19 protein-coding genes, 1 tRNA gene and 1 pseudogene are annotated in these 21,973 nt (G+C 72.9%); 8 read left to right on the top strand and 13 right to left on the bottom strand.

Going from position 1 to position 21,973, the window contains the following annotated elements; all coding sequences use genetic code 11:
* Window positions 1–37: 37 nt before the first annotated feature.
* The 4 genes and pseudogenes from ACZ6S5_RS19075 to ACZ6S5_RS19060 all read right to left on the bottom strand — a co-directional run bounded on the left by ACZ6S5_RS19075 (window position 38) and on the right by ACZ6S5_RS19060 (window position 3,719).
* Window positions 38–727, bottom strand: coding sequence for a 50S ribosomal protein L25/general stress protein Ctc (locus ACZ6S5_RS19075; protein WP_466002086.1), 690 nt, complete (start codon window positions 725–727; stop codon window positions 38–40).
* Window positions 728–1,014: 287 nt separating this feature from the next.
* Entirely contained in the window at window positions 1,015–1,995 is a 981-nt protein-coding gene (locus tag ACZ6S5_RS19070; protein WP_466002084.1) for a ribose-phosphate diphosphokinase, read from the bottom strand.
* Between the two features lie 53 nt (window positions 1,996–2,048).
* Window positions 2,049–3,575 (bottom strand): annotated as a pseudogene (glmU, locus tag ACZ6S5_RS19065) (bifunctional UDP-N-acetylglucosamine diphosphorylase/glucosamine-1-phosphate N-acetyltransferase GlmU).
* 73 nt (window positions 3,576–3,648) lie between these two features.
* Window positions 3,649–3,719 (bottom strand) — tRNA-Gln (locus tag ACZ6S5_RS19060).
* A 308-nt stretch (window positions 3,720–4,027) separates the two neighbouring features.
* On the opposite strand from ACZ6S5_RS19060, the gene ACZ6S5_RS19055 reads away from it, so the two are divergent.
* Together ACZ6S5_RS19055 and ACZ6S5_RS19050 are read left to right on the top strand one after the other, a co-directional pair.
* Window positions 4,028–4,987, top strand: coding sequence for an acyl-CoA desaturase (locus ACZ6S5_RS19055; RefSeq protein WP_466002082.1), 960 nt, complete (start codon window positions 4,028–4,030; stop codon window positions 4,985–4,987).
* Window positions 4,988–5,132: 145 nt separating this feature from the next.
* Window positions 5,133–5,816: a TetR family transcriptional regulator gene (locus ACZ6S5_RS19050; protein WP_466002080.1), complete on the top strand. Its 684-nt coding sequence runs from the start codon at window positions 5,133–5,135 to the stop codon at window positions 5,814–5,816.
* Between the two features lie 6 nt (window positions 5,817–5,822).
* Here ACZ6S5_RS19050 and ACZ6S5_RS19045 read toward each other — a convergent pair whose 3' ends face one another.
* The 5 genes from ACZ6S5_RS19045 to rsmA form a co-directional block, all read right to left on the bottom strand.
* Entirely contained in the window at window positions 5,823–6,296 is a 474-nt protein-coding gene (locus ACZ6S5_RS19045; RefSeq protein ID WP_466002078.1) for a DUF4383 domain-containing protein, read from the bottom strand.
* 115 nt (window positions 6,297–6,411) lie between these two features.
* On the bottom strand, window positions 6,412–6,867 hold the full coding sequence (locus tag ACZ6S5_RS19040) for a DUF4383 domain-containing protein (protein WP_466002077.1): 456 nt from the start codon (window positions 6,865–6,867) through the stop codon (window positions 6,412–6,414).
* Window positions 6,868–6,960: 93 nt separating this feature from the next.
* Window positions 6,961–8,760 carry an ABC-F family ATP-binding cassette domain-containing protein gene (locus ACZ6S5_RS19035; RefSeq protein ID WP_466002074.1) on the bottom strand — a complete coding sequence of 600 codons (1,800 nt, stop codon included), beginning with the start codon at window positions 8,758–8,760 and terminating at the stop codon, window positions 6,961–6,963.
* A 182-nt stretch (window positions 8,761–8,942) separates the two neighbouring features.
* Window positions 8,943–9,896, bottom strand: a complete 954-nt coding sequence (locus ACZ6S5_RS19030; RefSeq protein ID WP_466002072.1) for a 4-(cytidine 5'-diphospho)-2-C-methyl-D-erythritol kinase — start codon at window positions 9,894–9,896, stop codon at window positions 8,943–8,945.
* 84 nt (window positions 9,897–9,980) lie between these two features.
* Window positions 9,981–10,850 (bottom strand): 16S rRNA (adenine(1518)-N(6)/adenine(1519)-N(6))-dimethyltransferase RsmA, encoded by an 870-nt coding sequence (gene rsmA, locus ACZ6S5_RS19025; RefSeq protein WP_466002070.1) that lies wholly within the window; start codon window positions 10,848–10,850, stop codon window positions 9,981–9,983.
* A gap of 106 nt (window positions 10,851–10,956) precedes the next feature.
* Here rsmA and ACZ6S5_RS19020 point away from each other — a divergent pair, with 106 nt between their 5' ends.
* Together ACZ6S5_RS19020 and ACZ6S5_RS19015 are read left to right on the top strand one after the other, a co-directional pair.
* Window positions 10,957–11,463, top strand: coding sequence for a SigE family RNA polymerase sigma factor (locus ACZ6S5_RS19020; RefSeq protein ID WP_466002068.1), 507 nt, complete (start codon window positions 10,957–10,959; stop codon window positions 11,461–11,463).
* The gene (locus ACZ6S5_RS19015) at window positions 11,460–12,656 is read left to right on the top strand and encodes a hypothetical protein (RefSeq protein WP_466002067.1); all 1,197 of its coding nucleotides are present in this window, start codon (window positions 11,460–11,462) and stop codon (window positions 12,654–12,656) included. The genes ACZ6S5_RS19020 and ACZ6S5_RS19015 overlap by 4 nt, the downstream gene beginning before the upstream one ends.
* Window positions 12,657–12,709: 53 nt before the next feature.
* Here ACZ6S5_RS19015 and ACZ6S5_RS19010 read toward each other — a convergent pair whose 3' ends face one another.
* The gene (locus ACZ6S5_RS19010) at window positions 12,710–13,696 is read right to left on the bottom strand and encodes a TatD family hydrolase (protein ID WP_466002065.1); all 987 of its coding nucleotides are present in this window, start codon (window positions 13,694–13,696) and stop codon (window positions 12,710–12,712) included.
* An 82-nt stretch (window positions 13,697–13,778) separates the two neighbouring features.
* Here ACZ6S5_RS19010 and ACZ6S5_RS19005 point away from each other — a divergent pair, with 82 nt between their 5' ends.
* Together ACZ6S5_RS19005 and ACZ6S5_RS19000 are read left to right on the top strand one after the other, a co-directional pair.
* Window positions 13,779–15,017, top strand: a complete 1,239-nt coding sequence (locus ACZ6S5_RS19005) for a hypothetical protein (protein ID WP_466002063.1) — start codon at window positions 13,779–13,781, stop codon at window positions 15,015–15,017.
* 55 nt (window positions 15,018–15,072) lie between these two features.
* The gene (locus ACZ6S5_RS19000; RefSeq protein WP_466002135.1) at window positions 15,073–15,924 is read left to right on the top strand and encodes an alpha/beta fold hydrolase; all 852 of its coding nucleotides are present in this window, start codon (window positions 15,073–15,075) and stop codon (window positions 15,922–15,924) included.
* Between the two features lie 61 nt (window positions 15,925–15,985).
* Here the strand turns inward: ACZ6S5_RS19000 and metG are convergent, their stop codons facing one another.
* Window positions 15,986–17,788 (bottom strand): methionine--tRNA ligase, encoded by a 1,803-nt coding sequence (gene metG / locus ACZ6S5_RS18995; protein WP_466002061.1) that lies wholly within the window; start codon window positions 17,786–17,788, stop codon window positions 15,986–15,988.
* Between the two features lie 138 nt (window positions 17,789–17,926).
* Between metG and ACZ6S5_RS18990 the strand changes: the two genes are divergently transcribed.
* Window positions 17,927–18,709: a hypothetical protein gene (locus ACZ6S5_RS18990; RefSeq protein ID WP_466002059.1), complete on the top strand. Its 783-nt coding sequence runs from the start codon at window positions 17,927–17,929 to the stop codon at window positions 18,707–18,709.
* Window positions 18,710–18,725: 16 nt separating this feature from the next.
* On the opposite strand, the gene rsmI is transcribed toward ACZ6S5_RS18990, so the two are convergent.
* Entirely contained in the window at window positions 18,726–19,565 is an 840-nt protein-coding gene (gene rsmI, locus ACZ6S5_RS18985) for a 16S rRNA (cytidine(1402)-2'-O)-methyltransferase (protein WP_466002133.1), read from the bottom strand.
* Between the two features lie 92 nt (window positions 19,566–19,657).
* Between rsmI and ACZ6S5_RS18980 the strand changes: the two genes are divergently transcribed.
* The gene (locus ACZ6S5_RS18980) at window positions 19,658–21,367 is read left to right on the top strand and encodes a dolichyl-phosphate-mannose--protein mannosyltransferase (protein ID WP_466002058.1); all 1,710 of its coding nucleotides are present in this window, start codon (window positions 19,658–19,660) and stop codon (window positions 21,365–21,367) included.
* A 281-nt stretch (window positions 21,368–21,648) separates the two neighbouring features.
* On the opposite strand, the gene ACZ6S5_RS18975 is transcribed toward ACZ6S5_RS18980, so the two are convergent.
* Window positions 21,649–21,918 carry a hypothetical protein gene (locus ACZ6S5_RS18975; protein ID WP_466002056.1) on the bottom strand — a complete coding sequence of 90 codons (270 nt, stop codon included), beginning with the start codon at window positions 21,916–21,918 and terminating at the stop codon, window positions 21,649–21,651.
* Window positions 21,919–21,973: the final 55 nt, after the last annotated feature.

The raw sequence follows: 21,973 nt of genomic DNA, 5'->3' as shown, positions 1-21,973 counted from the left end.
GGAACCGGGGACGCCTGTCGCACAGCCTGCGGACCGATCAGGCCTCGGTCTTCTCCTCGGCAGCCGGCTCGCCCTCGGCCGGAGCGCCCTCGGGAGCCTCGGCGGTCTCCTCGCCGACCTCCTCCTCGGCCTCCTCGGCGGCCACCTCGACCTCGGGGAGGGTGGCCTCGAGCTGCTCGGCGGTCGGGGCGGCGGTCACCGTGGCGACCGGCAGCTCCGGGTCGGCGGCCAGCTCGACACCGGCCGGCAGCTCCACGTCGCCGGCGAGAACCTGGACGCCCGGCTCGGCGCCGTCGATCGAGGCCTCCAGGTGGTCCGGCACCTTGGTGGCGTCGGCGGTCACCGACAGGGTGTCGTGGTCGTGCACGATCAGGGTGTCCTTCGCGGCCTCGCCGGTCAGCTGGACCGGGACCTCGACGGTGACCTTCTCGCCCCGGCGGACCAGGAGCAGGTCCACGTGCTCGAAGGTGTCCTTGATCGGGTCACGCTGGATCGCCTTCGGCAGCGCCAGCACCTGGGTGCCGTCGCTGACCTCGATCGCGAAGAGCTGGTTGGCACCGCCCTTGCGGATCGCGGCGGCGAACTCACGCGCCGGGAGCGCGATGTGCTTCGGCTTCTCGCCGTGGCCGTACAGCACGGCGGGCACCTTGCCGGCCCGGCGGGTACGACGGGCACCACCCTTGCCGAACTCGGTACGGGGCTCGGCGCTGATCTTTACCTCGGACACGGGGAAACTCCTGATGCTTTCGCTGCGGCGGCTTGTCGTCTTGCGGTGCTGGGGCGAGGGGCTCGCTGGGGCTCATGCGTCATGAACGACTGCCCGGAGCACCGCGTCGATGACGGCGCCTCCGTGCGGTGCTTTTCAGCGGCCCGCCGGGCACCCTCGCCGTGGCAACCGCACCAGTCTACCCGAGGGATTTCCCAGCTTTCCGGCAGTCCCCGCATCATCGCCGCGACCGCCCCGCAGGGCAACCGCCCGGTCGCCGACGAGCCGCCGGCGACCGGACCGTCACCTCAGCTCAGGCCGCCGAAGAGGGTGGTCACCGAGCCGTCGTCGAAGACCTCCCGGATCGCCCGGGCCAGCAGCGGCGCGATCGACAGCACGGTGATCTTGTCGAGCTGCTTCTCGGGCGGCAGCGGCAGCGTGTTGGTCACCACGACCTCGGCGATCGGGCTGTTCTTCAACCGCTCGGTCGCCGGATCCGACAGCAGCGCGTGGGTCGAGGCGACCACGATCTCCGCCGCGCCCGACTTCTTGAGGATGTCCGCGGCCTTGGTGATCGTGCCACCGGTGTCGATCATGTCGTCGACGATCAGGCACACCCGGCCCTCGACCTCACCGACCACCCGGTTCGCCACCACCTGGTTCGGCTTCAGCGGGTCCCGGGTCTTGTGGATGAACGCCAGCGGGCAGCCACCCAACCGGTCCGTCCACCGCTCGGCCACCCGCACCCGACCCGAGTCCGGCGCCACCACGGTCATCGGCCGTCCCGCGTACGTGTGCTCCACGTACTCGGCGAGCACGTCCATCGCGAAGAGGTGGTCCACCGGGCCGTCGAAGAAGCCCTGGATCTGCGCCGTGTGCAGGTCGACCGTGAGGATCCGGTTCGCGCCCGCCGTCTTCAGCAGGTCGGCCACCAGCCGCGCCGAGATCGGCTCCCGGCCGCGGTGCTTCTTGTCCTGCCGCGAGTACGGGTAGTACGGCAGCACCACGGTGATTCGCTTGGCCGAGCCGCGCTTCAGGGCGTCGACCATGATCAGGGTCTCCATGACCCAGGTGTTGACCCCGTGCGTCACGGACTGCACCACGAAGGCGTCCGAACCACGCACCGAGTCCTTGAACCGTACGAAGAGCTCACCGTTGGCGAACTCGTACGAGTCGGAGGGCGTCGGCGCGACGCCGAGCACCTCACCGATCTCCTTGGCCAGCTCCGGAAAGCCACGTCCGGTGAAGAGCATCAGGCTCTTGCGGTTTTCGGCGACGATGCTGCCCATGGGCCCGTCTGCTCCCGTATCTCGGTGGTTCCCGGCGGCGGTGGAGCCGGGGACTATTCGGTTGCAGTATCCCCCGGGTTCACCGGTCCACCCACTGCCTGGCGATCCCCGTGGATTCAGTCACCTTCACTTGCGGGGCCGGCCTCGCCCGACGCACCCTCACGAGCCCGCTCCGCCGCCTCGGCGGAGACCGTCCCGGCGCGCTTGCGGGCCACCCAGCCCTCGACCGCGCGCTGCGGCGCCCGGGTCACCCCGAGCGCGCCCGGCGGCACGTCCTGGCTGATCGCGCTGCCCGCCGCGATGTACGCCCCCGCACCCACCTCGACCGGCGCGATCAGGCTGGTGTCGCAGCCGACGAAGGCCGCCTCGCCGACCACCGTGCGGTGCTTGTTCACCCCGTCGTAGTTCACGAAGATCGTCGCCGCGCCGATGTTCGCCTTCGCGCCGATCGTGGCATCCCCGACGTACGACAGGTGCGGCACCTTCGCGCCCGGCCCCACCTCGGAGTTCTTCACCTCGACGAAGGTGCCCACCTTCGCCTTCTCCGCCAGCTTCGCCGCCGGCCGCAGGTAGGCGAACGGCCCCACGGTGGCCCGCGGACCGACCTCGGCGCCCACCGCGTGGCTGCGCACCACGCTGGCGCCCTCCCCGACGGTGGTGTCGATCAGCGTGGTGTCCGGCCCCACGGTCGCCCCGGCGCCGACCACCGTCGCACCCTGGAGCTGCGTGTTCTGGTCGATCACCGCGTCCCGCTCGACCGTGACCGTCACGTCGATCCAGGTGGTGTGCGGGTCGAGGATGCTCACCCCGGTCCGCATCCAACCCTCGTTCACCCGGTCCCGCAGCAGCCGGCGCAGCCCGGCCAGCTCGACCCGGTCGTTGCAGCCCAGCGTCTCGACGTGGTCCGGGGCGCAGTGCACCGCCACCGGCTCGCCGGCGTCCCGGAGCAGACCGAAGACGTCGGTCAGGTACTCCTCGCCCTGGTCGTTGTCGGTGGAGAGCTTGCCCAGCGCGTCCCGCAGCCGGGCCACGTCGAACGCGTAGATGCCCGCGTTGATCTCCCGCAGCGCGCGCTGCTCCAGGGTGGCGTCCCGCTCCTCGACGATCTGCGCCAGCCGGCCGTCGGCGTCCCGCACGATCCGGCCGAGGCCGGTCGGGTCCGGCACCTCGGCGGCCAGCACGGTCGCCGCCGCGCCGGCGCCCTCGTGCGCCTCGACCAGGGCGGTCACGGTCTCCGGCCGCAGCAGCGGCACATCCCCGTTGATCACCACGACCGTGCCGGTGGCCTCCGGCACCGCGTCCAGCGCGATCCGCACCGCGTGCCCGGTGCCGAGCTGCCGCTCCTGGAGCACCGGGGTGGCCTCCGGCGCCACCTCGGCCAGGTGCCCCCGGACCTGGTCGGCGCCGTGCCCGACCACCACCACGGTGCGGTCCGCGCCGAGCGGTGCGGCGGCGGCCAGCACGTGACCGAGGAGGGTACGGCCGAGCAGCGGGTGCAGCACCTTGGGCAGGGCCGACTTCATCCGCTTGCCCTCACCGGCGGCGAGCACGACAACGGTGCGGAGGTGGGGCTGGGACACGACGTGGCTCCCGTCGGGACGGCGACAGTCTCGCGGCCATGCTAACCACGCAGGCAGCCGAGGGCAGCAGAAGCTCCCGGGAGAGGATTCGAACCCCTATAATCAGGACCAAAACCTGACGTCCTGCCATTAGACGACCCGGGATGGTCGAAAACGGGCAAAAGGGAACCCGCTCTTCGGCTGCCTACACCTTACCGGTCACGCGGTCGATCCTCATCGGCCATTCCCTTCATGATCCCCTCGATCTTCCAGTAGATCCGGCTCGACCCGACCACGGCCCGAGCGGCGTCCCGCGCCGCCCGATGCGCGCCCCACTGGGCGTCCGCCCGCGCCCGTGAACTGTCCCGTCGCCGCCGCCGGACCAGCTCCGGGTCCAGCGGCAGAGTCCGCTGCGATCCGGCGCTCCCCTGGTTACGGTGACGTAGGCGTAACCCATTTCGCTGGGAGGTGCCATGTCGACCGCCCTGACCGGCCCCGACGCGGGCCCGAAGCCGCTGACCCATTGGCACCAGTCCCCCGGCATCCTGATCGCCCTCTGGGCCTTCGTGGTGGTCCCGTTCCTGGCCCTGCTGGCCGCCGTCCCGGTGGCCTGGGGCGGCTGGCTGGGCTGGAGCGACGTGCTGGTGGCCGCCTTCTGGTACGTGCTGTCCGGGCTCGGCATCACCGTCGGCTATCACCGCTACTTCACTCACGGCTCGTTCCGGGCGAAGCCATGGCTGCGGGTGGGCCTCGCGGTGGCCGGGTCGTTCGCGGTACAGGGCGAGATCATCCAGTGGGTGGCCGACCACCGGCGGCACCACGCCTTCTCCGACCTGGAGGGCGACCCGCACTCGCCGTGGCGGTTCGGGGCGAGCGTTCGGGGGCTGGCCCGCGGGCTGTTCCACGCGCACGTCGGCTGGCTGTTCGACCGGGAGTTGTCCAACCGGGAGCGGTTCGCGCCGGACCTGCTCGCCGACCGGGCCACCCGCCGGGTCGACCGGCTCTTCCCGCTGCTGGTGGTGGTGTCGGTGCTCGGGCCGGCGGCGATGGGCGGGCTGCTGACCGGGTCGTGGCAGGCCGCGCTGACCGCGCTCTTCTGGGGCGGGCTGGTCCGGATCGCGCTGCTGCACCACGTGACGTGGTCGATCAACTCGGTCTGTCACGTGTACGGGGAGCGGCCGTTCGCGGTGCGCCAGGGGGACCGGGCGTCGAACTTCTGGCCGCTGGCGCTGCTGTCGTTCGGGGAGAGCTGGCACAACCTGCACCATGCCGAGCCGACCAGTGCCCGGCACGGGGTGTTGCGCGGCCAGCTCGACCCGTCGGCGCGGGTGATCTGGTTGCTGGAGAAGGCCGGCGCGGTGTGGGCGGTGCGCTGGCCGCGGCCGGAGCGGATCAGCGCGAAGCTGGTGGGGTCGGGCCGGGTGCGGCGGTAACCGGTCGTCCGGCGGGACGCCGGCCTGGCAGGATGGCCGGATGACCGAGCTTCAGCCCGACCGCCGGGTCCCGGCCACGGGACGGGGCGGCCAGCGCAGCAGGCAGATTCCACGGCAGGGCGTCGAGCGCCGGCGAGGTGACGAGATGACCGAGGTTTCCGGCAGCGACGCGAGCTCCGGCCGGCGGCGGGCCGTCCCGGCGGCCAAGCCCTCTTCCCGGGTACGGATGTCCGCGACGCAGCGGCGCGAGCAGCTGATCTCGATCGCCCGGCAGATCTTCGCCGAGCGCGGTTTCGACGCCACCTCGATCGAGGAGGTGGCCGCCCGGGCGAAGGTGTCCAAGCCGGTGGTGTACGAGCACTTCGGCGGCAAGGAGGGGCTCTACGCGGTGGTGGTGGACCGGGAGGTCCGCTCGCTGCTGGAGCGGATCACCACGGCGTTGACCGCGGGGCATCCCCGGGAGCTGCTGGAGCAGGCGGCGTTGACGCTGCTGACCTACATCGAGGAGGAGACCAGCGGGTTCCGGGTGCTGGTCCGAGAGTCGCCGTTGATGTCGGCGACGGGCAACTTCAGCAGCGTGATGAACGACGTGGCGCACCAGGTGGAGCACATCCTGGGCGCGGAGTTCTCCAGCCGGGGGTACGACCCGAAGCTGGCGGAGCTGTACTCGCAGGCGCTGGTGGGCATGGTGGCGTTGACCGGGCGCTGGTGGCTGGAGGTGCGCAAGCCGCGGAAGGAGACGGTGGCGGCGCACCTGGTGAACCTGGCCTGGAACGGCCTGTCGCACCTGGAGGCGAAACCGGGTCTGATCACCCGCCGGACGGGGTGAGCCGGTTCAGCGGTGCGCCTCGGCGACGGAGTGGTTGCGGCGACGCCGCTCCTCCTCGGCGTGCTCGTCCGTGCCGACCTTGTCGTAGAAGCCGGTGGCGAACAGGATCAGCCCGAACAGCATCGACACGATGACGGTGGACATCGAGAAGTTGAGGAAGTTCGCCGAGGTCTGCAGCACGGCCATCATCAGGATGGAGGTGAGCAGGAAGACCGCCCCGGCGGTCAGGTTCATGTAGTGGCCGAGGTTGCCCCGCCGGGATGCGCCGATCAGCAGGAAGGCGCCGAAGACGACGGAGACCAGCGAGAAGGCCAGGTTGGTGCGGAGGCCGAGGGCCCAGTTGCTGCTCCGGCTGAAGAGCCCGTCGCCCCAGGTCTGGAACACCCCGTACACGCCGAAGACCAGGATGTAGAGGCCGATGAGCCCGGACAGGATCCGATAGAGCGGCCGCGCGGGATGGTTCACCGGGATGTGTGCCATGGGAGCCTCCAGCCAAGTGACCGATTCGGGGGCAATTGTCCCCCGAGCCGCCCGCTCCCGTCCCGAGAAAACGCCGAAGGCCCGGCCGGAGCCGGGCCTTCGGGGTGGCTGGGGGTCAGAGCACCAGGCGGGCCTTCTGCCAGCTCTCGTGCTCCTCGTCGGTGCCGACCTTGCCGTACATGCCGACCATCAGGAGAACCAGCGCCAGGACCAGGACCACGACGACGGTCATGATCGAGAAGTTGAAGATGTTGGCGTCGGTCTGCAGGAAGGCCAGCTCGGCCAGGCCGAGGACCATCAGGACGTACGCCAGCCACTGGTTGATCGCCACGTCGAGGTTGCGGCCGATCACGACGCCGACCAGGATCACGGCCCCGAGCAGGACGGAGAGGAACGAGAGGCCGAGGTTGCTGCCCTGGCCGAGGACCTTGGTGTCGTCCTGGGCGAGCACGTCGTTGCCGGCACTCACGATGATGCCGAGCACGCCGAAGACGACGAAGTACAGACCAACGAGCCCCCCGATAGCCCGGTAGATCGGCCGCGCGGGGTGGTTGACGGGGGTGTGGGACATCTCTGCGTCTCCAAGACCGTTCGGATGAGGGGTCGCAGCGATTGTCCCGTACGCCGAGCTGTGACGCCGCACACCCCCCACCCCGTGTCGGGATCAGCCGGCCGGCAGCTCCTCGGCCAGGGTCAACCAGGCCTCCTCGGTGCGTTCCCGCTCGGCCCGCAGCTCCTTCAGCTGGGCGTCCAGTTCGGCGACCTTGGCGTAGTCGGTGGCGTGCGCGGCGAGCTGCTCGTGGAGCGTGGCCTCCTTCTGCTCCAGCTTGGCGATCTGCCGTTCCAGCCTGCCGAGTTCCTTCCGGGCGGTACGTACCTCGGCGGCGGACAGGCCCTCGCGCTCCGGCACCGCCGCGGCCGGGGTGAGATCGGCGGGCGCGGGGCCGCCGCCCGCAGCGGCCCGGGCCAGATACTCGTCGACCCCGCCGGGCAGGTGCACCAGGCGCCCGTCCCCGAACATCCCGTACGCGACGTCGGTGACCCGCTCGATCAGGTACCGGTCGTGGCTGGCCACCACGATGGTGCCGGGCCAGGAGTCGAGCAGGTCCTCCAGCGCGGCGAGGGTGTCGGTGTCCAGGTCGTTGGTGGGCTCGTCGAGGAGGAGCACGTTGGGCTCGCCGGCGAGCAGCCGGAGCATCTGCAGCCGGCGGCGCTCGCCACCGGAGAGGTCGCTGACCGGGGTCCAGAGCCGGCGGTCGTCGAAGCCGAAGACCTCGGCGAGCTGGGCGGCGCTGATCTCCCGGTCGCCGAGCTGGACGCGCCGGGCCACCTCCTCGACGGCTTCGAGGACGCGCAGGTGGCCGGGGAGTTCGGCGAGTTCCTGGGAGAGGAACGCGGGCCGGACGGTCTGCCCGGTGGTGAAGTTCCCGCCGTCGGGGCGGGTCACCCCGGCGAGCATGCGCAGCAGAGTGGTCTTGCCGGCGCCGTTGCGACCGAGGATGGCGACCCGGTCGCCGGGGCCGACCTGCCAGGTGACCCCGTGCAGGATCTCCTTCGGGCCGGCGTGCAGGGTGACCTGGCCCAGGTCGTACACCTGCTTGCCGAGCCGGGCGGTGGCGAGCCGTTGCAGCGACATGGTGTCGCGCGGCTCCGGCACGTCGGCGATGAGCGCGTTGGCCGCGTCGATCCGGAACTTCGGCTTGGAGGTCCGGGCCGGCGCGCCCCGGCGCAGCCAGGCGATCTCCTTGCGGAGCAGGTTCTGCCGGCGGGCCTCGGTGGCGGCGGCGACCCGCTGCCGCTCGACGCGGGCGAGGGTCCACGCGGCGAAGCCGCCCTCGTACGCCCGGACGGTCTGGTCGGCGACCTCCCAGGTGGTGGTGCAGACGGCGTCGAGGAACCACCGGTCGTGGGTGACCACGACGAGCGCGCCCTTGCGGGTGACCAGGTGCTTCGCCAACCAGTCGACACCGCCGACGTCGAGGTGGTTGGTGGGCTCGTCGAGGATGAGCAGGTCGGCGTCGCGGACCAGCAGCGCGGCCAGCGCCACCCGGCGGCGCTCGCCGCCGGACATCGGCCCGACCGGCGCCTCCAGGCCGAGGTGGGGCATGCCGAGGCCGTCGAGGATGGCCCGGACCCCGGCGTCGCCGGCCCACTCGTGCTCGGCGCCCATGCTCTCGCCGAGCCAGGCGGTGCCGAGGACGACGTCGCGGACGGTGGCCTCGGGGGCCAGGTTCAGGGTCTGCGGGAGCCAGGACACCCGCAGGTCACGGCGGTGGGTGACGCGACCGTCGTCGGGCTCCTCGATGCGGGTGAGCAGCCGCAGCAGGGTGGACTTGCCGGCCCCGTTGAGGCCGACCACGCCGATCCGGTCGGCGTCGTCGAGGCCGAGCGAGACGTCGGTGAGCAGCGGCCCCGCGGCCCCGTACCCCTTGGACACCCGGTCCAGGTTGACGATGTTGGCCACTTTCCCACCTTTCATGATCAAGGCGTCCCGGTGCCGGCCGGCACCTCAGGACGCCCCCGCCAAGGGTACGCGGACCCGCCGCCCGCCCCGCTCGCGCGCCGTGCACCCGCCGCCGGCCCGCACGAGATTGCCGATGCGAGCCGGGGCCGGGACGGCGAGCCGGAGGCGGGACGGCGGGCGGGTCAGGCGATGCGGGCGCCGGCGACCGGGCCGTGGGCGAGCCGGGCCTCCCGGCAGACCCCGGCAGCCTCCAGCTCGGCGGCGATCCGCCGGGCGTCCGCCTCATCGAGGGCGAGGAAGACGCAGGTCGGGCCGGAACCGGAGACGATGCCGGCGAGCGCGCCGGCCGCCTCGCCCGCCTTGAGCGTCTCGGCCAGGGCGGGGCGCATGGTCAGGGCGGCGTCCTGGAGGTCGTTGCCGAGCGCGGCGGCGAGCACCCGGGGGTCCCGCTGGCGCAGCGCGGCCAGCAGCGCGTCGGTGCTGCCCAGCGGCTCGCCCGCGGAACCGGCGTCGCGGAGCCGGTCCAGCTCGCGGTAGGCGGCCGGGGTGGAGAGACCCCCCTCGGCGACGGCCACCACCCAGTGCCAGGAGGTGGGACGGGCCAGCACCGGGCTGACCGCCTCGCCGCGGCCGGTGCCGAGCGCGGTGCCGCCGTGGATCAGGAACGGCACGTCGGAGCCGAGATCGGCGGCGATCCCGGCCAGCTCGTCCCGGGACAGGCCGGTGCCCCAGAGGGCGTCGCAGGCCACCAGGGCGGCGGCCGCGTCGGCGCTGCCACCGGCCAGGCCACCGGCGAGCGGGATCTGCTTGCGCAGGTGCAGCCGGGCGTGCGGCAGCACGCCCGCGTACCCGGCGAGGGCGTGGGCGGCGCGGATGACCAGGTTGGAGTCGTCCAGGGCGAGCTCGCCGGCGCCCTCGCCCTCCATGGTGAGGGTGAGCGTGTCGCCCCGGCGGGCGGTCAGCTCGTCGTAGATGGAGATCGCGTGGTAGACGGTGTTCAGCTCGTGGTAGCCGTCCCGGCGCAGCGGCCCCACCCCGAGGTGCAGGTTGACCTTGGCGGGCACCCGCACCTTCACCGGACCGCTGGCCCCGCGCCGCTGCCCGTCCTCGTCGTCCGGTCGCCAGGCCTCGGTCACGGGGCGATGTCCCGCGGGCGCAGGCGGATGTCGAACGGCTTCTCCACGGTCAACTCCTCGGCGGGGTCGGGCAGTGGCGCCAGCCTACTGGGCGGCGGCGGGGACGGTCGGGGCCGACGCGGCGATCGCGGCGAACTGCTCCACGGTGAGTGACTCCCCACGTGCGCCGGGGTCGACGCCGGCGGCGGTGAGCGCCTCGGCGGCCCGGTCGGCGCCGCCGGCCCAGCCGGCCAGGGCGGCGCGCAGGGTCTTGCGGCGCTGCGCGAACGCGGCGTCGACCACCGCGAAGACGGCCTCCCGGGGTACGTCGGCGCGGGGTGGCTCGCGCCGGGTGAAGGCGACCAGGCCGGAGTCGACGTTCGGGACCGGCCAGAAGACGTTCGGCGGGACCTTGCCGGCGGCCCGGGAGCTGGCGTACCAGGCGAGCTTGACCGACGGAACGCCGTACACCTTGGAGCCGGGACCGGCGACGAGCCGGTCGGCGACCTCCTTCTGCACCATCACCAGGCCGTGCCGCAGGGTGGGCAGCCCGGCGAGCAGGTGCAGCACCACCGGCACGGCGACGTTGTACGGCAGGTTCGCCACCAGCGCGGTGGGCGCGGGGTCGGCCAGTTCGGCGGCGGTGACCCGGAGCGCGTCGCCGGGGTGCACGGTCAGCCGGCCGGCGTCCGGGCCGGCGAACCGGGCCGCGGTCTCCGGCAGCGCGGCGGCCAGCGTCGGGTCCAGCTCCACGGCGTGCACGTGCGCGGCGACCGGGAGCAGGGCCAGGGTGAGCGAGCCGAGCCCGGGGCCGACCTCCAGCGCCACGTCGTCCGGGGCCAGCCCGGCGGTGGTGACGATCCGGCGGACCGTGTTCGGGTCGTGCACGAAGTTCTGGCCGAGCTTCTTGGTCGGCGTCACGCCGAGGCGTGCGGCGAGTTCCCGGATCTCCGCCGGGCCGAGGAGACCGGTCACGGAACCAGAGCCTACGGCCAGCGGCTCTGGTTGGGCGGGTCAGGTCCGACAGACCCACCAACCTGATGGGGTCGTGGATCGTGTGTAGGTCCGAAAGGAGGCGCTGATGGATCCATTCAACGGCTTGTCGGAGTTCGTCAGGAGCAACACTGCGACCCTGTCGCGGCTGGCCTATCTGCTGGCCGGCAACCACGCCGACGCGCAGGACCTGGTGCAGTCCGCGTTGACGAAGACCGCGGTGCGCTGGCACCGGGTCTCCGGCTACGACGATCCGGCGGCCTACGTCCGGCGGGTGATGGTCAACGAGGCCACCAGTCGGTGGCGCCGGTGGCGCCGGCTGAGGATCGACCCGGTCGGAGGGGTGCCGGAGCGGACCCGGCCGGATGACGCCGTCCACGCGGTCGGCCGGGTGGTGCTGTGGGAGGCGTTGGGCCGGCTGACCAACCGTCAGCGGGCGCTGCTGGTGCTGCGGTTCTACGAGGACCGTTCGGTGCAGGAGACCGCGGACCTGCTCGGCTGCTCGGTCGGCACCGTCAAGAGTCAGACCCACCACGCGTTGGCCCGCCTGCGGGCCATCGCGCCCGAACTCGCCGAACTGGAGGTTGTGGCGTGAACGATCTGCGGGAACTGTTCCACACGAAGGCCGCCGAGGTGCCGTGCTACGACGTCGGCGGGCAGGTGTTGCGCGCGGCCCGCCGGCGGCGGCGGGTGGTGCGGGGCGCGCCGGTGGCGGCACTGGCGGGGGTGCTGGCCATGGTCGGCGTCGTCACGGCGACGGCACCGTCCGGTGGCGGCGTGCCGATCGTCGCCGCTGACCGCCCCGCGGTGGCCGTTTCCCTGCCGTGGCTGCCGGCCACCGTCGGCAAGGACGGTGGGAAGGTCACGCCGTTGCCCACCGACCGGGCCGTTGGCGCCGGCTCGGTCCTGTACGGGCGGTGCGCCCTGCCCTGCGCCCCCCGCCTCGTCACCGAGGACGGCCGGGAGTACGGGCTTCCCGGGCCGGAGACGAAGTCGCCGGCGGCGCCCAGGGTGCCGACGCTGTCGCCGGACGGGCGATGGCTGTCCTACCCCGACGCCGACGGCCGCTACGTCCTGCGTGACCTCACGGACGTCCGGACGGTGCCGACGGGAACCCGGCGGGTGGTCGGCTGGTCGGCGGACAGCCGCTGGGCGGCCCTCGCCGACGCCACCGACGAGGACGTCACCGCGCTCCTGTCGCTGGCGGACGCGCGGGAGGTGACGGTGACGCTGCCAGCCGATGAGCAGCGACCGCTGGCGGGGTTGACCGGGGATGGCGGGGCGGTGTTCGGGGCCACCGAGACGCGTGCGGACGACGCGCCGGTCGAGTTGCGGATGATCGACGCCGCTGGCGCCACCCGTACCACCCGGGTCGACACAGCCGACCTGCTCGGGCCGGACAAGGAGCTGTCGGGCTTCCCGGTGCTCGCCGCCGACGGAACCAGCGTCTTGTTCCAGGTGATGCGGATGCGGGACGGGCTCGCATCCCCGGGGGACGTGGTCCGCGTCGATCTGGCCGACGGCTCGGTCCGCGCCCGGTTCCGGTTGCCCGTCGAGGACGCGGACGTCCGGCCGGGCCAGGCGGCCGGCGACCACGAGACCGGCCCGAGCGGGGGCCAGCACTGGCAGCTCGTCTCGGCGCTCGCCGAGGGGGCGGTGCTGGTGCACTGGCAGGGCGCCCTGCCGTATGCGGTGGAGGTACTCGACCTGCGCAGCGGCGATCGCCAGGCGATCACCCGCGTCGCCGACGGTGTGCTCTGGTTGCGGGTGCGCGGCCAGACCGTCTGACCGGTCCGCGACCGGGACGGGCGCGTGCCGCTGTCGCGGACCGCGCCCGTCCGTCAGGATCCGCCGGTCGAGGGCGAGGGCGGCCAGGGGCCGAAGGCGCGGTCGCCGGTTGCGGAGATCGCCGCGCAGAGCTCGTCCAGGTCCGCGCCGGTGGTCTCGGCCAGGGACCGGACGGTCAGCGGGATCAGGTACGACGCGTTGGGCCGTCCCCGGTGCGGCGCCGGGGTCAGGTACGGGGCGTCGGTCTCCACCAGCAGCTGGTCGACCGGGGTGACCGCGGCGGCCTCGCGGAGCGCCCCGGCGCTGCCGAAGGTGACCGTGCCGGCGAAGCTGAGCAGGTAGCCGCGGCGGATGCACTCGCGGGCGAAGTCGGCGTCGCCGGAGAAGCAGTGCAGCACGACGGTGTCGGGGGCGCCCTCGTCGTCGAGGATGCGCAGCACGTCGGCGTGCGCGTCCCGGTCGTGGATGACCAGCGCCTTGCCGTACCGCTTGGCGATGGCGATGTGCGCGCGGAAGCTCTCCTCCTGCGCGGCCCGCCCCTCGTCGCCGGTGCGGAAGAAGTCCATTCCGGTCTCGCCGATGCCGCGTACCCGGTCGCGGGCGGCGAGCGTCTCGATCTCGCGCAGCGCCTCGTCCAGGTCGGCCAGCCGGGGCGCCTCGTTGGGGTGCAGCGCCACGGTGGCCAGCACCGCGCCGTACCGCTCGGCGACGTCGGCGCTCCAACGGGACGACTCGACGTCCACGCCGACCTGGACCAGCCGGTCGACGCCGACTCCGGCGGCCACCGCGATGGCCGCCCCGACCGGGTCGTCGGCGGGACCGCTTGAGCCGCCGTTCGCTCGCGACTGCGGGGCTCGCAACCCCGGCTCACTCCTCGCGCTTCGCGGGGGGACGCCGTATTCGCTGACGGTGATGTCCAGGTGGGTGTGACTGTCCAGCACGGGCACGGCCAGCGCCTCCGGGGCGGGCGGGAACTCCCCGGCCCGGCGGGCGGCGCGCTGCTTGCGGGTTTCGGTCTGCTCGGTCATCGCGGCCAGCATCACACACCGCCGACTGCCGGCGTTCCCGGACCGCCACCGACTGTTCACACGGTCAACATCTGTCCCGCCTACCGTTCGGAGGGTGACCGTCACCCCTCAGGCCAGCGGGGCCGCGCCCGAGCGGACCGGGCTGCACGTGACGTACGACGGCCGGGTTCACCCGGCGGAGATGCTCGCCCGCGGGGCGGCGTACGAGTTGTTCAGTGCCGACGAGGTGCCCGGGTTCGAGTTCGTGCCCCGGCCCGGGGTGGCGTGTCCGTGGCGGCGGTTCGTGCACGCCACCGAGGTGACCGCGGTGCACGGGGCGGACGAGCCGGCCGAGGACGCGGACCCGCCGTTGCTGATGCCGGTGCACCGGGAGCGCGGCTGGGCGTACCTGCACCAGCTCAGCCAGCAGCCCGCGACGGCGGCCGACCCGACGCTGGCCGCGGTGCGCGCCTCGGCGGTGATCCGGCCGGGGACCCGGATGGTGAAGGTGCTCTCCGCCCGGCAGCTCGCCGGCTACGTGCGGGGGTGGCTGCCGCACGGCTTCTGCCATCGAGAGCACGACGTGGCGCACCTGCGCACGCCGGCCGGGATGGCGGTGTTGCGCGGCGACGGCGAGGGCGGCGACGTGGCGTACGCGCTGCGCTGGCGGGCCGCCGACCCGGCCGACTACGACGTCCCGGTGGGCCCGGCGCACCACGGGTTGACCGTGCTGCCGCCCCGGGACCGGCTCGGGCCGCCGGTGCTGGGCACCGGGTTCGTGCCGAGCACCGCCCAGCTCATCCCCGAGTTCGTCACCCGGGACTTCGCCGACCTGCCGATGCCGGCGAACGCCACCCTGCTCGCCTACCCGGCGGAGGGGGTGGAGGTGGTGCTCTACACCTACCAGGCGGAGCAGCGGGGCTGGCTGCGCATGGTCGGCCCGCAGTGGCGGCACCTGCTGGCCGCGGTGCCCGGCCTCTCCCCCGACCAGGAGTACGTGCCGACCGGCGACGCGCCCCGCTCCACCCAGCTCGTCGGCGCGTACGGCGGCGGCGAGTACGAGGCGGTGGCCGACCAGCCGGGCGGGTTCCGGGTGCTGGCGATGACCCGGGCCGCCCGGTACCCGGTGGAGGCGGCGGCCCGGCGGGTGCGCTTCGCCACCTGGCGCGGGGTGCCCTGCCTGGTGTTGCGGGAGGAGTCGGGCTGGCTGCGGCTGCGGTTGCGCCGGCCGGACCCGGACGCGGTGCTCGGCACCGGGGCGCAGTGCCACGAGCGGGGCGTCTACGAGGCCTGGGCGCCGGGTGCCGAGGTGACCGACGACCAGGTGGTGGACCTGCGGTATCCGCTGGCATAACGGGGGCCGGCCCGGGAAGACGCGGATGTCCGAGACACCGCACCGGGAGACGATCATGCCCTTCATCACCGTGGGTACGGAGAACTCCGCCCCCATCGACCTGTACTACGAGGATCACGGCTCCGGCCAGCCGATCGTCCTGATCCACGGTTTCCCGTTCAACGGCGCGACGTGGGAGAAGATGAGCGTCCCGCTGCTGAACGCCGGTTACCGGGTGATCACGTACGACCGGCGCGGTTTCGGCGCCTCCGCCCAGCCGACCATGGGGTACGACTACGACACGTTCTCGGCGGACCTCGACGTGCTGATGACCGAGTTGGATCTGCGCAACGCGATCCTGATCGGGCACTCGATGGGCACCGGTGAGGTCACCCGCTATCTGGGCACGTACGGCTCGGACCGGGTGGACCGGGCGGTGTTGATGGCGCCGTTGGCGCCGTACCTGCTGAAGACGCAGGACAATCCGGAGGGCGTGGAGAAGAGCCTCTTCGACGGGTTCCAGCAGGCCATCATCCAGGACCGGTTCGCCTACCTGACCCAGTTCTGCGACGCGTTCTTCAACGCCAGCGAGAACAAGGGCAAGTTGGTCAGCGACGAGGCGTACCGGGCGCACTGGCAGATCGGCGCCCAGGCGTCGGCGAAGGGCACGCACGACAGCGTGACCGCGTGGCAGACCGACTTCCGGGGCGACCTGCCAAAGATCAACGTCCCGGTGCTGATCATCCAGGGCGACAAGGACAACGTGCTGCCGTACCCGAAGACGGGTCAGCGGTTGCAGAACATGCTCTCGGACGTGCGGCTGGTGACCCTGAACGGGGCGCCGCACGGCATCCCCTGGACCCATCCGACCGAGGTCAACCAGGCGATCACGCAGTTCATCGGCGCGCCCTCGATGGCCCGCGCCTGACCGCGGACACGGCGCGGCCCCCGGGGTGATCCTCCGGGGGCCGTGGCGCGTGCGTCGGGGTTCAGCCGGCCAGCCGGGCCAGTTCCTCGTCGACGATCGACGGGTCGAGCTTGCGGAACACCGGCTTCGGCGCCGCGAGCGGCCGGCCCGCCTCCAGCGGTGCGGACTCCCAGCGCGCGCCGACGGTGTAGTCGCCGGTCAGCACCGGGTACGCCGGCCCGCCGTCGAGGTCCTCGACCTCCTCGATCAGCGGCATCGGCGCGTGCACGCCGGTGCCGCCGAGCAGCTCGTGGATCTGCTGCGCGGAGTGCGGCAGGTACGGGGTGAGCAGCGTGTTGGCGTCGCTGACCACCTGCAGGGCGACATGCAGGATGGTGCCCATCCGCGGCTTGTCGTCCTCGCCCTTGAGCTTCCAGGGCGCCTGCTCCGACAGGTACTTGTTGGCCTCGGCGACGACCCGCATCGCCTCGCCGATGGCCTGCTTCTGCCGGTGCCGGGCGATCAGGTCGCCGACGGTGACGAAGCCGGCCTTCGCGGTGTCCAGCAGCGCCTGGTCGGCCTCGGTGAGCCCGGCCGGGTCGACCGGCGGGATCGCACCGAAGTTCTTCGCCGCCATCGAGATGGACCGGTTGACCAGGTTGCCCCAGCCGGCGACCAGCTCGTCGTTGTTGCGGCGGAGGAACTCGGCCCAGGTGAAGTCGGTGTCGTTGCTCTCCGGCCCGGCGACCGCGATGAAGTAGCGCAGCGCGTCGGCGTCGTACCGGGCCAGGAAGTCCCGGACGTAGATGACCACCTTGCGGGAGGAGGAAAACTTCCGTCCCTCCATGGTCAGGTATTCGCTGGAGACGACCTCGGTGGGCAGGTTGAGCCGGCCCAGCTCCCCCGGTTCGCCGTCGCGGGCGCCCTCGCCGGAGTAGCCGCCGAGCAGCGCCGGCCAGATCACCGAGTGGAAGACGATGTTGTCCTTGCCCATGAAGTAGTAGCTGCGGGCGTCCTTCCCCTCGGCATCGGCCGACCACCACTTCCGCCACGCCTCGGGGTCGCCGGTGCGGCGGGCCCACTCAATGGACGCGGACAGGTAGCCGATCACCGCGTCGAACCAGACGTAGATCCGCTTGTCCGGCCGGTCGCGCCAGCCGTCGAGCGGGATCGGCACGCCCCACTCCAGGTCCCGGGTGATGGCCCGGGGCTGGAGGTCGTCGAGCAGGTTCTTCGAGAAGCGCAGCACGTTGGGGCGCCAGCCCTCGCGGGTGTCCAGCCACTGCCGCAGCGCCTCGGCCAGGGCGGGTAGGTCGAGGAAGAAGTGCTCGGTCTCGACGAACTCCGGCGTCTCTCCGTTGATCTTCGACTTGGGGTTGATCAGGTCGATCGGGTCGAGCTGGTTGCCGCAGTTGTCACACTGGTCGCCGCGGGCGCTGTCGTACCCGCAGATCGGGCAGGTGCCCTCGATGTAGCGGTCCGGCAGGGTGCGGCCGGTGGACGGGGAGATCGCCCCGGTGGTGACCTTGGGGACGATGTAGCCGTTGCGGTGGAGCCCCTGGAACAGCTCCTGCACCACCGCGTAGTGGTTGCGGGTGGTGGTCCGGGTGAACAGGTCGTACGACAGCCCGAGCGCGCGCAGGTCCTCGGCGATCACCCGGTTGTACCGGTCGGCCAGCTCGCGCGGGGTGACCCCCTCGGCGTCGGCCTGCACCTGGATCGGGGTGCCGTGCTCGTCGGTGCCCGAGACCATGAGCACGTCGTGACCGGCCATCCGCATGTACCGGGCGAAGACGTCGGAGGGAACGCCGAATCCGGATACGTGGCCGATGTGGCGCGGGCCGTTGGCGTAGGGCCAGGCGACCGCGGCGAGAACGTGACTCATGAGCGTCAAGCCTAGTGATTGCCTCGGGTCGCCCGCGAACCAATAGGGCGCGTCCCACGCCCCACCCCCGGCGGCCCGCCCGATTTGTCGCCGACACGCGGCCTGAGCTGCCCGGCCAGCCCTGCGTACCGGTGTGAAATGAACGGCGTGACCAGCAGACCAGCGGCGCCGGGCCAGGACGGACCCGCCGCCACGACGACCGGCGGGGCCGGCCGTCCGGCCCGTCCGGGTACCACGCGCGGCCGCTCGGTCGCCCCGCGGCCCCGCTGGCGGCCGCCCGTCCCCGGCGACGCGCCGGAGGGCGGCGAGGTCTGCTGGGCGCCGATCGAGGAGGTGCACTGGGACGGCACCCCGCTGCGGGAGGAGGCGCGGAAGGCGGACCGGCCGCCGACCCCGGCGTCCCGGCGGGTCCGGAGCCGCCGCGGCCACCCGCCGGACCCGCGGTCCGGGCTGGCCGCGCTGGTCACGTTGAGCCTGCTGGCGACCTTCTTCGCCTGGGTCAGCGCGGGGCCGCTCTGGCTGGCGGTGGGGCACTCGACGAGCGGGACCGTGATGATCACCGAGTGCTCGGGCAGCGGCCTGGCCCAGCGCTGCCGGGGCATCTTCCGCGCCGACGCGGAGCGCTTCGTCGCGCACGGCGTACGGGTGAGCGGGGTGCCGGCCGACCGCAGCGCCACCGGCACCGCGCTGCCGGCCCGGATGACCGGGCCGGACGGCGGCACCGCGTACGCGGACAACGGCGTCGGCCGGCACCTGCGCTGGCTGCTCGGCCTGCTGCTGGTGCTGGGCTGCGCGGCCGGGATCGCCCGGTGGACCGGCGCGACCCGGCTGCCGGACCGGCGACAGCGCCGCTGGGCGGTCGGGGTGGCCCTGGGCGGCCCGCTGCTGATCACCGCGGGTTTCCTCGTCACCGCCTGGTGAGGCGGCCCCCCGACTGTCAGGCGTGCACGACGCCGTAGACCTCGCGGCGGCGGAGGCCGTACTCGGTGGCGACCTCGGTGATCGCGTCCCGCCGGGACAGCCCGGCCGCCTCCCGCGCGGCCACCGCGGCGCGCAGCGTGTCGTCGTCGGGCCGGGTCGCGGCGGCCGGCGGCGCGCCGGCCACGACCAGGGTGATCTCGCCCCGGGGCTCCCCCTCGGCGGCCCACTCGGCCAGCTCGCCCAGCGGCCGGCGGACCACCTCCTCGTACGTCTTGGTCAGTTCCCGGCAGAGCGCGGCGGGCCGGTCCGGGCCGAACGCGGCGGCGAGGTCGGCGAGCGCGCCGGCGATCCGGTGCGGCGCCTCGAACAGCACCAGCGTGCGTTCCTCGGCGGCGAGGGCGCGCAGCCGCGACCGGCGGGCGCCGGGCGTGCGGGGCAGGAAGCCCTCGAAGCAGAACCGGTCGCAGGGCAGCCCGGAGAGCGCCAGCGCGGTGGTCACCGCGCTCGGCCCGGGGGCTGCGGTGACCGGGCAGCCGGCGTCGATCGCGGCCCGGACCAGCCGGTAGCCGGGGTCGGAGACGCTGGGCATGCCGCCGTCGGTGACCAGCGCGATCGTGTAGCCGGCGACGAGCACCTCGACCAGTTCGGGGGTACGCCGTTCCTCGTTCCCCTCGAAGTAGGAGACGATCCGGCCCGGAACGGTGACGTCCAGGTCCCGGGCCAGCCGGGTGAGCCGCCGGGTGTCCTCGGCGGCGACCACGTCGGCGGTGGCGAGCACCTCGCGGAACCGGGTCGAGGCGTCGGCCGGGTTGCCCAGCGGCGCGCCGAGCAACACGAGGCGTCCTACCTCGGACATTTCACCCACGACGTGCGCTCCTTCATCGACGGCCGTACCAATCTCGGAGACGACGGGCGCCACCGGGCACCTTCGCAGCCTACGATCGCCGGGTGACGAGTGCGTCGACAGCACAGAGCGCGGGCGCGGGTCGGGCCGGAGCGGACCGGACGCCCGACGACCAGCCCACCGCCGACCAGGCCACCGGGTCCGCGACGAGCGGCGCGGGCGGGATCCCGGCCGTCGTCCGTCGGCGGCTGGCCACGGTCGACGCCCGCCTTGACGGGCACGCCTGGCTGGCCACCGGTGTCGTCGTGGCGATCGCGGCGATCCTGCGTTTCGTCGGCCTCAGCGGCCCGAAGGGCAAGATCTTCGACGAGATCTACTACGCCCGGGACGCGTACGGGCTGATCGACCGCGGCGTCGAGTGGAACTACAAGGACGGCGGCCCGTCGTACGTGGTGCACCCGCCGCTGGGCAAGTGGCTCATCGGGCTCGGCGAGTGGGCCTTCGGCTACCAGGACGCGGAGCTGAAGATCTCCGTGCCGGGGCACCTGATGACCACCGCCCCGGAGTTCGGCTGGCGGTTCGCGGCGGCCGTGGCGGGCACCCTGTCGGTGCTGATGCTGGTCCGGATCGGCCGGCGGATGTTCCGCTCCACCACGCTGGGCTGCGCGGCCGGCCTGCTGCTCGCCCTGGACGGCTTCCACCTGGTGCTCTCCCGCACCGCGCTGCTCGACATCTTCCTGCTGCTGTTCGTGCTGGCCGCGTTCGGTGCGCTGGTCCTCGACCGGGACGCCCGGCGCCGCCGCTGGTCCCGGGCGCTGGAGGCGGGGCTCGACCCGTCGGTGCCGGGGAAGGCCGGCCGGCCGCCGTCGAACTGGCGGAACTGGCCATGGTGGCGGTTGGCCGCCGGGGTGCTGCTCGGCTGCGCCTGCTCGGTGAAGTGGAGCGGGCTGTACTTCGTACCGGCCTTCGCGCTGCTGGTGATCTTCTGGGAGGTCGGCGTCCGCCGGTCCGCCGGGGTGCGCCACCCGTGGCGGGACGCCCTGCTGGACGAGCTGCCCTGGCTGTTCCTGGCCGGCGTGCTGATGGTGGGCACCTATGTCGCCACCTGGTCGGGCTGGCTGCTCAGCGACGACGGCTACTACCGGCTGGCCAGCCGCTACCCGAACACCCCGGGGCTGAGCGACACCCCGGTCGTCGGCGCACTGATCAACCTGTGGGAGTACCACAAGGCCGCGTACGGCTTCCACACCCAGCTCGACGACCCGCACAAGTACCAGTCCTGGCCGTGGCAGTGGCTGCTGCTCGGCCGGCCGGTCGCCTTCTACTGGGCCGGTGACGGCAACTGCGGCGCGCCGCAGTGCGCCTCGGAGGTCCTGCTGCTGGGCACCCCGCTGCTCTGGTGGTCGTTCCTGCCCGCGCTGGCCGCGACGGCCTGGCTGGGGCTGGCCCGGCGGGACTGGCGGGCCGGGGCGATCCTGCTCAGCGTGGCCGCCGGCCTGCTGCCCTGGTTCTGGTTCGCCCTCGACGACCGGACGATGTTCTCCTTCTATGCCGCGCCGGCGGTGCCGTTCCTGGTGCTGGCGGTGGTCTACGTGCTCGGGGCGATCATCACGCGCGCCCCGGTCACCGGCTCGGCGGCGCCGCCGAGCGAGCAGGATGTCTCCGACCGGCGACTGGTGGGCGGGATCATCGCGGGCGCGTACGTGCTGCTGGTCGCCCTCTGCTTCGGCTACTTCTACCCGATCTTCGTGGGCCGGCTGATGACGTACGCGGACTGGTCCGCGCGGATGTGGCTGGACGGCCGCTGGATCTGACCCGTCCGGAACCTCGCGTCGCGGCCCGGTGGCACGTCCACCGGGCCGCACTTTTTCGCTTGCGCGGGCGAGGTCGGGCGCTCCCGGGCCGGCGGAGGCACGAAAAAGCACGCCCCGATCGCCTGCCACGGGGGAAGCGGGCGATTGGGGCGTGCAAGAAGAGCTTAACCACACTCCGGCAGTCGCACAACGGGTCACCCCCCGTCAGATTACCCCACCACACTTCCGTCGATGATCAACAAGCGACGATCGAGGTCGTCCTTCTCGGACTGTCGGCGACGTCAGAAGTTGCGCGGGATGCGTGGCACCCAGCCGACGAACCGGTCCTGCAGGGAGGACCTCGGGAAGGTGGGCAGGTCCTGGCTGGCCGCGGCCAGGCAGGAACCGAGGTAGACGCTCAGCGAGGCGCGGTCCGCCTGATACTCGGTCAGCAGCCGGCTGCGCTTCGTGGCGCAGGGCCAGTCGTCACCGCACGAGCCGCAGGTCCAGTCCGGGATGACCGGACCGTGCTCGTCCGGCCGAGTTCCCGACCCTTCCGCACCACGCGTCATCGCACTCCCTCTCGCATGTGGACGCCCCAGGCCCCGCGTTCCCCTAGAGCGCTCC

The organism is Micromonospora sp. NPDC051924, from assembly GCF_055586005.1.
The sequence above is the reverse complement of the archived record's forward strand: the minus strand, read 5'-3'. Positions and strand labels throughout refer to the sequence as shown.

Coding starts and splice junctions, on each gene's coding strand:
- ACZ6S5_RS19070 (WP_466002084.1), bottom strand. CDS start 1,995: ATGGGCAGCATCGTCGCCGAAAACCGCAAGAGCCTGATGCTCTTCACC.
- ACZ6S5_RS19055 (WP_466002082.1), top strand. CDS start 4,028: ATGTCGACCGCCCTGACCGGCCCCGACGCGGGCCCGAAGCCGCTGACC.
- ACZ6S5_RS19050 (WP_466002080.1), top strand. CDS start 5,133: ATGACCGAGGTTTCCGGCAGCGACGCGAGCTCCGGCCGGCGGCGGGCC.
- ACZ6S5_RS19045 (WP_466002078.1), bottom strand. CDS start 6,296: ATGGCACACATCCCGGTGAACCATCCCGCGCGGCCGCTCTATCGGATC.
- ACZ6S5_RS19040 (WP_466002077.1), bottom strand. CDS start 6,867: ATGTCCCACACCCCCGTCAACCACCCCGCGCGGCCGATCTACCGGGCT.
- ACZ6S5_RS19020 (WP_466002068.1), top strand. CDS start 10,957: ATGGATCCATTCAACGGCTTGTCGGAGTTCGTCAGGAGCAACACTGCG.
- ACZ6S5_RS19010 (WP_466002065.1), bottom strand. CDS start 13,696: ATGCTGGCCGCGATGACCGAGCAGACCGAAACCCGCAAGCAGCGCGCC.
- ACZ6S5_RS19000 (WP_466002135.1), top strand. CDS start 15,073: ATGCCCTTCATCACCGTGGGTACGGAGAACTCCGCCCCCATCGACCTG.
- metG (WP_466002061.1), bottom strand. CDS start 17,788: ATGAGTCACGTTCTCGCCGCGGTCGCCTGGCCCTACGCCAACGGCCCG.
- ACZ6S5_RS18990 (WP_466002059.1), top strand. CDS start 17,927: ATGAACGGCGTGACCAGCAGACCAGCGGCGCCGGGCCAGGACGGACCC.
- rsmI (WP_466002133.1), bottom strand. CDS start 19,565: ATGTCCGAGGTAGGACGCCTCGTGTTGCTCGGCGCGCCGCTGGGCAAC.
- ACZ6S5_RS18975 (WP_466002056.1), bottom strand. CDS start 21,918: ATGACGCGTGGTGCGGAAGGGTCGGGAACTCGGCCGGACGAGCACGGT.